This is a genomic window from Alkalibacterium sp. m-11, assembly GCF_054658155.1.
Genome location: NZ_BAAGIR010000088.1, coordinates 1 through 8,369, shown reverse-complemented (window position 1 = coordinate 8,369; position 8,369 = coordinate 1). Strand labels below are relative to the sequence as shown.

Annotated in this window: 6 protein-coding genes and 1 riboswitch; of the genes, 1 reads left to right on the top strand and 5 read right to left on the bottom strand. The window is 45.1% G+C overall.

What is annotated here, in order from left to right:
• Positions 1–213 precede the first annotated feature (213 nt).
• From thiM to ACYQ2O_RS08900, 4 genes are all read right to left on the bottom strand, one after another.
• Positions 214–1,050 (bottom strand): hydroxyethylthiazole kinase, encoded by an 837-nt coding sequence (gene thiM, locus ACYQ2O_RS08915; protein WP_346024210.1) that lies wholly within the window; start codon positions 1,048–1,050, stop codon positions 214–216.
• Positions 1,051–1,120: 70 nt separating this feature from the next.
• Positions 1,121–1,218: riboswitch (TPP riboswitch) on the bottom strand.
• Between the two features lie 260 nt (positions 1,219–1,478).
• The gene (locus ACYQ2O_RS08910) at positions 1,479–4,370 is read right to left on the bottom strand and encodes an insulinase family protein (RefSeq protein ID WP_459796442.1); all 2,892 of its coding nucleotides are present in this window, start codon (positions 4,368–4,370) and stop codon (positions 1,479–1,481) included.
• 146 nt (positions 4,371–4,516) lie between these two features.
• Positions 4,517–5,545: a hypothetical protein gene (locus ACYQ2O_RS08905; protein WP_459796441.1), complete on the bottom strand. Its 1,029-nt coding sequence runs from the start codon at positions 5,543–5,545 to the stop codon at positions 4,517–4,519.
• Positions 5,535–6,254 carry a SatD family protein gene (locus tag ACYQ2O_RS08900; RefSeq protein ID WP_091268608.1) on the bottom strand — a complete coding sequence of 240 codons (720 nt, stop codon included), beginning with the start codon at positions 6,252–6,254 and terminating at the stop codon, positions 5,535–5,537. The genes ACYQ2O_RS08905 and ACYQ2O_RS08900 overlap by 11 nt, the downstream gene beginning before the upstream one ends.
• 553 nt (positions 6,255–6,807) lie before the next feature.
• Here ACYQ2O_RS08900 and ACYQ2O_RS08895 point away from each other — a divergent pair.
• Positions 6,808–7,701: an SDR family oxidoreductase gene (locus tag ACYQ2O_RS08895; protein ID WP_091268606.1), complete on the top strand. Its 894-nt coding sequence runs from the start codon at positions 6,808–6,810 to the stop codon at positions 7,699–7,701.
• A gap of 213 nt (positions 7,702–7,914) precedes the next feature.
• Here the strand turns inward: ACYQ2O_RS08895 and ACYQ2O_RS08890 are convergent, their stop codons facing one another.
• The gene (locus ACYQ2O_RS08890; protein WP_346024214.1) at positions 7,915–8,184 is read right to left on the bottom strand and encodes an OsmC family protein; all 270 of its coding nucleotides are present in this window, start codon (positions 8,182–8,184) and stop codon (positions 7,915–7,917) included.
• Positions 8,185–8,369: the final 185 nt, after the last annotated feature.

Here is an 8,369-nt window from a genome sequence, read left to right as displayed (position 1 = left end):
TTTGATTCATAAGAAGACCTCTTTTCTGGATTTGTGGTTATCTCTAGATTAAGGGTCTTCTTTCTTTTTGTCTACTTTAATTTCTTGCCCTACTATTTTACTTTCCGACAACTATTTTACACATAGCTATCGCTTGACCGAAATTCATCTCCCACTTTCACTGGTGCTTCGTACCCATACGTTTAGAAGTGGGAGACTTCTTTCGGAATTACGTTAAAATCCCTCCATTTCAAAATGATAGTCTGCAATGTCTTCGGGTGTTGCCTTGTAGAGTTCATCTAAAAAGGCCACTTGAAAACTTGCGGGTGCATCGGTTTGTTCTTCAGCCCGCTCCCCTGCCAGGTTGAAGACTGATACGGCGGTCAAGGCAGCAATGAACGGTGTACTGGACGTCAGATAGATCGAAGCAGCTCCGCCTAGTGCACATCCGCCACCAGTGATTTTTCCGAGGAAATGGGACCCGCCCCGGCATGTAGCCACATATTCCCCGTCAGTGACCAGATCGATTTCTCCTGAAATGATGACTGCTCCGTCTGTCCAGCGGGCGATCGATACAGCTGCGGCTTTTGCTTCATCAACGTGATTGGTCGAGTCCACGCCTCTGACTTTAGATTCACCTTTCCCTCCTTCAAGATGCCATAATCCTGCAAGTGCGATTATTTCTGATGCATTTCCTTTGATGATGTCCGGTTTGTAATCCTTGAAAAGTTTCAGCATGGCTGTGCGCAGTTGGCCTATCCCGATAGCGACCGGATCCAGTACCCACGGTTTATCCTCTTTTTTCAAAGTCTTTACAGCTAGCGGAAGCGTCTCTTCATAATTTGGAAGCATCGTTCCCATATTGATGTAGGTGGCTCCTCCTGCTTTGGCCAGAAACTGACCTTCATCCGGGAGGTAGACCATGGCTGCCGATCCGCCTACTGCGATCTGTGTATTGGCCACAAGGTTGATCGTGACAGAATTGGTAATCGAACCGGCCATCGGGTTCGTCTCTTTGACGTCAGTGACTGTCTGTCTAATCTGTTTTCTGATTTCTTCAAGTCGGGTCATCTTTTCATCCTTTCGATCGACACAGAACAAAAAAGATGCTCAGTCGTCATGACAGGCATCATAAGGGAGTGAAATATGGTCAATTAATCCCTACGATAGTCTGAACTAACAGGTTCAAAGGGTCAGGCATAACCTTCTCAACTCGTCTGAGTCCCCCTTCAATTTAACTAAGCTATGCTTTTTTTGATCATGTCTTTAATCATTTCCTTAATCTAAATGAAGTGTAACATAAAGAACTGGACAGTATAAAGTAGAAGCCAATTATATAATAATAATGAAAAAGGGGATGGGAAAAAAGTCACCTTTTAGTAATAATTTATAAATCTGAGTAATTAAAAACACCGTCAAATCAAGGATCATTTTTCCTAGATTTGACGGTGTCTTCTAATTCAGCTAGTTATTTCCCAGCCCCATTCCCTAAAAGTGATTTAGTACAGTTCATAGACTGCGTCGAACAGGTCTTTTTCCTTATCGATTTGAGTCTTGTTCCCGATGACTGCCACAGAGCGGTTCTCAAGCACCGCCTGATACGCGTCAGCCAGATCATTTAATGACTGAGCGTCTGCAGATAGAATCTCTGCTTTCAGACGTCGGATGTCTTCACTGGTCAATCCTTGTTTGTATCTGGAGAAGGCCGTCATCCCTTTATTACGGGCTGATTTAGGCTGTTCCAGTGGACTGAGCGTCCCGATGATGTACTTCAGCAGTTCAGATTCCGACAGATCGATCGACTTGACGAAATCAGGCAGACCGGCGTAGGTTTCCAATGTCTTAGTGATGTTCGGATCCCGGTAGGAAGCTAGCGCAACATTGCCGTTTCGGCGATGCATATAAAGCGAGCCGTACGCGCCGCCTTTTACTCGGATCGTGTTCCACAAGTAGTCATATCTGAAGATAGTAGACAGAAGCTGAGTTGCTCCGTTAAATTCCAGGTGGTCCGTTGCGTCCGCAGCAACTGCGACATAGTTGACGTCCTGTGCGGTCACAAACGCTTCATTCTGCTTCTTACCTGCTTCATGGCTGACCGCTGCCCCTAGAGGACTGTCCTCCAAGTCTGCAAAGGCGTCTTTCAGTGCCTCTTTGACTTTAACACTCTGTTCTTTGTCTCCAATATATAGGGCATTCAGACGACGTTTGTTTAGTAGCTTGTCCAGTAAGGCTGACAGGTCAGTAATCAGGCTAGACTCATTTTCTGATTTAAGCTCATCACGTGTCGCTTTCAAGTAATTGAACTGATCGATGCCGTTCAAGTGTTCACCCAACTTAGATAGAGGCTTCACTTGGCTCAAGGCACGGTTTGCCGCAATGACATGGGCTCTGAAGTTTACACGGTTCTCAAAATCAGAAATATAACTCTGGATCTGTTTCAGAATCTCACTCTGATTATCGAATCGTGTAGTCGTCATGATTTCTTTCATGAGATCGACGAGTTCAGTCAGCTGTTCGCTCAATGCCTTTCCGAATAATGCAAAGTACGGCTTTAGATTTCCTTCCTGATCTTCATATATCGTGACGGTTCCGTTGATGCCACCGGTGTGGGTATCCATTTCCGTCTGAAGGGCAGCTGCATCGTACTTATCAGTGTCCAGTTCACCAAGTAAATCACTAAGCAGACTCAAGGCCGCATAGTCATCCGCTGAAAAGTCACTGATGTCAAAGTAGAGACTGACATAATCGATGCCTGACGTGAACTGCTCGGAATAATAGAATTCTGTTCCATCAAAGAGTGAATCGATTGACAATGGATAGTCCGGTTCGTCCGTTGTCAGATCGTCTCTTGTCAGCGTTGGAATCTTCTCCAGGTCTTCCGGTCTGTCCGGTGTTTCCTGACGTTCGATCAGCTGCTGCGTCTTGTCAACGATTGCCTGCAGCTCTTCCTCAGACAGTCCGGCTTTGAATTTCTGAAGACTTTCCAGCGTCTGTGCTTCCTGTTTGTCGCTCTTTCCAGGTTCAGCTTTCAGAATCAGTTCGACCCGGTGTGTATTATTCAGAAGTTTGCGTTCGATCAGCTTTTCAAAGTATCCGTCTTCTGCAAGCTCAGCCAGTTCTTCAAGGTATTTGGAGAACTGCAGGCGATCAAAAGGCGAATGGTCATACAGCCAGGTGCTCAAGGCATTGATCGCATAAATGACGCCACGCGGGTTGTCCTCGGAAATGACGGCTTCTTTTGTCTGGAAAGTGATCTTGTTTAAAGCAGCCTTTACTATAGCCTGGTCGAGTCCCTTGTTGACGATATCTTTAAGCGTACTCTCGGTCACTTCCTTGAATCGGTCAAGATTCTTGCTGTCTGCATATTTGGCAGAAATGATGAAGGCAGTCGGATACCCGATATCTGCTACATCACTTTCGATGTCTCCACCGATTTCAGCATCCAAAAGAGCTTTTTGAAGAGGTGCCTGACTGTGTCCGAAGAGGATTTCCTCCAGGACTTTCATGCCGTAATGGTCCAATGTATCTTCAGGTTCCAGTACATGCCAGCCTAAAGCCAGATAGTCTTTTCCTTCTGGATCATCCCCTTCAGTGATCGAGTAGGTTTCTTCAAATACTTTCGCTTCCGGTTCAGCAATAGTCAGTGTCAGGTCGACTGCGTCTCCTTTACCTTTTCCAGCAAAGTACTCATCCAGCGCATCGAACACAGTAGACAGATTCGCATCCCCGTAGACAATCGTCAGTGAATTTGTCGGATGATAGTACTTGGTATGGAAATCGATGAACTCTTCCTGAGTCAAGCTGGGGATTGCTTTTGGCAAGCCGCCTGAATTGTACTGATACGTTGTTCCTGGGTACAGTTTGTTTGATAGATGATCATAAAGCTGCCCTTCCGGAGAAGCGGTCGCCCCTTTCATCTCATTGTAGACGACGCCTTTGTAGATCAGGTCATCCTCAATGTTTTCCAGGTGATAGTGCCAGCCTTCCTGTTCAAGGATCTGAGGGTCAGTATACAGTTTGGGACTGAATACGGCATCCAGATACACCCCGACCAGATGCATAAAGTCTTTTTCATTCGTAGAGGCTACTGGGTAGATCGTTTTATCCGAAAACGTCATGGCATTGACGAAGGTGTTCAGTGACCCCTTGATCAGTTCCACAAAAGGCTCTTTGGACGGGTATTTTTCAGACCCGTTCAATACCGAATGCTCAAGGATATGAGCGATCCCATTATCGTTGTATGGAGGGGTCTTGAAGGCGATGGTGAAGGCCTTGTTCTGATCATCATTGTCTATGTGCAGGACCTGTGCCCCAGTTTCATCGTGTTCATACAGTGAACCGACGGACTGGATATCAGGTAGATCCTGTGTTTCGATTTTATTAAATGTCATACAATTCTCCTCTAATTCACATTATTTTTTCATGCAACTTCATTGTACCTTATCCATTAAGAATTTCCTATACTGAGAGGATAAAATAATTATAGTTATTCTATATCGAGCTTGTCGGTCCTTTGTAACATATTAGCTCATCTGACCTAAAAGGCCGACAAACCGATCAGGATCAGGTAGCTCAAGAAGGTAATCAGGACACTCAGCATCGTCCCTATAACAAAATATTCAGAAAAGTACGGATCATCCGCTATGAGCTTGTAGCGGGCGAAAGCTTTAATGGACAGAATGGCTACAATTGACAGTAGACTACCATTTAGAAAGGATAGAAAGATCAGGATGCGTTCCAGGTTCCCGATCATGGCTCCTGCCCCTTTAAAACCTGACTCTCCTTTTTCAGGTGTGCGGTCGGTTTCAGTGGTTTCTTCGACCAGTGTCTTTCTAGTCCCTTTCGGATCATACTGAACGCTCAAGGTCCGGATCAGTAGATTGGCCGGCCGCATCAGGAGCAGCAGAATTAATACGAACCGGATAAATAGAAGATATGGGTCCGTCAGCTCTCCAGTCATCATGAACCGGACTGGGTTAAACTGCAGCGGAGACAGCACGGACAGGATGAGCTGACTGATGAACAGCACAATTGCACTGAGAATGACATAGGATGCCAGAGTCTGACCGACCGTTTTCTTATGCGTCTGGATCCACTGAACGGATATTTGACTTTTTAAAAGCAGAATCCCGCTGGCAATAATGATGAAGAACAGCTGAATGGATGGCTCCGACAACTCATAAAGAAACTGATTCAGCCCCAGTATCCAGAAGATAAAGAGCATCTGATGCAACGCAAAGGCAATAATCTGTCCGTTTTTTCTATAAAAAGTTTGGAGCGCATGGGAGGCATTATACTGGATCGTGCTGCTCATGAATAAATCGATGGCCTGCATGATGTAATGTTTGAACAACGCATGCCCTAGAACCAGACCGATACTGATTGAAAGCCACGGCAGGTAATCGCCTATGTCATCGATCAGTCCGAAAACCACCAGACTTGTAAAGAAGATGCCCCAGGAATATTGGGAATGTCCTTTTTCATTTTTGGAATGCGCCAGAAAGGTCGGATACTTTGTAAAGTAGAAGTACCCAATCAGGTGGGCGATGAGACTTTCAATGATCATGACTTCGCCTCCAGTCTTCTATTTTCTCGGCAACCAGCTTTCTCGAATGGGCATACTGCTTGATATGGGTGGATATGATCCGTTTGCTCACAGTCTGCTCACTGACAGCCTGACCTAGCTGATTTGACATCGCTTTTTTAATGGTCTGATTGGTAAACGCCTCGTAGCCTGCTTCATTCAAAATGATTAGAGCTGTCTGCTTCTGAGACATCGTCCAGTCGTTTTTAATCACATTTTGGAGACGGATGATGCTGTTCAAAAAGTCTATTTCCGGCTGATCAGATGCGAGCTTTTCATTCAGCTGGCCATAGTCATTGTACTGGTGAACCGACTCGATGGCTTCCCTGGCGTGCCAGTATGCCGGGCCGTCTGTACCGATGCTGACCTTGCGATTCTTTATCGGCGTGCTCAACCGGCCGATGCCTATCCCCCACCTCAATGTGACTTCTTCTCCTATCTCCTCTTTAGTTCGAGTCTGGAAACGTAGAGAGATGAGATCGATAATCAGAAATGCTGCTTCTGCAGAGTTCACGATGCCTTGGAATTCATCTCCTAAAGTGATAGTCAGGTTCGATTCAATGGCTCCTTTAAAGCGTATATTGATATCATTCAGGATCGAGGTCAGGATTTCCTGTATCTGTTCCCTTTCCTTCATCTTTCTGGACGCGATAATATCTGAAATCAGGGCGATTTTTATTGTTTCACTCATAGTGGTCCTCCTGTTCATCTAGTGATACCGCGAAGTATAACCCTTTTTTAGTTGATTATCAAGTTTAAACGACATTTAGTTGATTTTTACATTATTATAATACTCCTTTTGCTGATTTTATAGTTTATCAATCAATAACCAGCTCACTTTGTTCTACTGACTGTCTGATATTGCGTTGGGTGGTCACTAATTACAGTATTAATGTCTACTCAAGGAGTAAATACGTTTGAGTGGGCTATGATTCACATATTATCACCCACCCAAACGTGCATAGGCTGTGAGTGGGCAATAATACCTGATTTACTGTCCACTGAGATGAGAAAGCTCCCTGGGTTGGCAATAAAACCAGCATACTTACTTCAAAGGGCTCAATTACTGATCCATGTATCTTCCTCTTCTATTCAATAAGGTAAACATCGCCAAAGCGATGCCTCTTTATAATCTTTAGAGCATCTCAAGCGCTAATGTTAGATTCACGTTTAAAGGGTTGCTATAATTTGTTTATCCGAGAGTACCGCTTTTCGGAAAATATAGTAAGAGGAGTCGATCCTTAATGTCAGAACGGAAGTTAACAGATCCACGGACAAAATTCTATAATCAGAAATTCCCCGATCAGGAACAGGATACACCCGCACTGCAGAGCAAAATGGACCCTCAGCCTGATTCAGGTGAAGAATCGTATAAAGGATACAACCGACTGGAAGGACGTAATGCCCTAGTTACTGGTGGAGATTCCGGTATCGGACGAGCGGCGGCAATTGCCTTTGCCCGAGAAGGTGCGAACGTAGCCATACAGTTCTTACCAGGAGAAGAAAGCGATGCGAATGAAGTAAAAGATCTAATTGAAAAAGAAGGGAGGAAAGCACTCCTGCTTCCCTATGATCTAAGAGAAGACGGATCAGGAAGTGAGATTGTAGAGAAAACTGCTGAAGCATTTGGCGCGTTGGATCTCCTTGTCATGAACGCTGCTCAGCAGATTGCTCAGCCTAGCCTTGAAGACCTGTCAATGAAGCAGGTCAATGATACATTTAAAGTCAACATCATCAGCTACTACGAAACAGTGAAAGCTGCCGAGAAGTATCTGGAACCGGGAAGTGCGATCATCACGACGACTTCAGTTCAGTCCTTCTCCCCTAGTACCAGCCTATTGGACTACGCAGCGACGAACGGTGCCGTCAGTAACTTTACACTAGCTTTATCTGACTACTTTGCACCTAAAGGGATTAGAGTCAACGGTGTGGCGCCGGGACCGATCTGGACACCACTTCAGCTGGATAATGGAAAACTTGATGGAGACATTCCTGACTTCGGACAAAGCACACCACTCGGACGTGCTGCTCAGCCTGTAGAACTGGCTCCAGTCTATGTTCTGCTTGCTTCAGACGACGCCAGCTTTATTACGGGACAGATTTACGGTGTTACCGGCGGTCAGCCGATCGATTTGTAAAAGACTTAAAATGATAAACAGCTGCTGAGACTGATCAGGTCCCGGCAGTTATTTTTTTCGATATGATAAACTTAATTTGGTTGATTTCAATTATTCACCTGTTTTTGGTTGAACAATTGAAAAGTAAGTAACTTTTTTCTAATATCCTCTAAAAGCAAAAAACAGCTCCAGTAACGTACTCACCATTACCAGAACTGTTTCTATTCTCTCCTGTTATCCTTCATAAGGAACGGTTTGAATCTCGATCGTTTCAGAGCCCTGAGTCAGTTTAGATACCGGGCAGCGTTTTTCAGCAGAGCGGACAAGGGTTTCAGCTTTTTCCATATCGAGTCCTTCGATCGAAGCGAAAAGATAGACCTGGAAATAATACCCTACCCCACTCGCTTCCCTTCTGAGCTGGACTTTGGCCGTCACCTTACTCTTGTTGTCCATTCCTCGGGCACTTAACAGCGATTCGATCGTCGCATTCAGACAGGTCGTCATCGCCAATCGAGTAGGAGACTAGTCATTAATTGACTAGTCGACCTCTCACACCACCGTACGTACGGTTCCGTATACGGCGGTTCAATATCTTAAGTAAGCAGACTCTGCCAGTTGGTTTAGTGAAACTAAACCCCACTGGTAGAGTCTTTTCGTTGTAAGTGCCCGATGAACCTCGGGCGTTTTGG

Coding starts and splice junctions, on each gene's coding strand:
- thiM (WP_346024210.1), bottom strand. CDS start 1,050: ATGACCCGACTTGAAGAAATCAGAAAACAGATTAGACAGACAGTCACT.
- ACYQ2O_RS08910 (WP_459796442.1), bottom strand. CDS start 4,370: ATGACATTTAATAAAATCGAAACACAGGATCTACCTGATATCCAGTCC.
- ACYQ2O_RS08905 (WP_459796441.1), bottom strand. CDS start 5,545: ATGATCATTGAAAGTCTCATCGCCCACCTGATTGGGTACTTCTACTTT.
- ACYQ2O_RS08900 (WP_091268608.1), bottom strand. CDS start 6,254: ATGAGTGAAACAATAAAAATCGCCCTGATTTCAGATATTATCGCGTCC.
- ACYQ2O_RS08895 (WP_091268606.1), top strand. CDS start 6,808: ATGTCAGAACGGAAGTTAACAGATCCACGGACAAAATTCTATAATCAG.
- ACYQ2O_RS08890 (WP_346024214.1), bottom strand. CDS start 8,184: ATGACGACCTGTCTGAATGCGACGATCGAATCGCTGTTAAGTGCCCGA.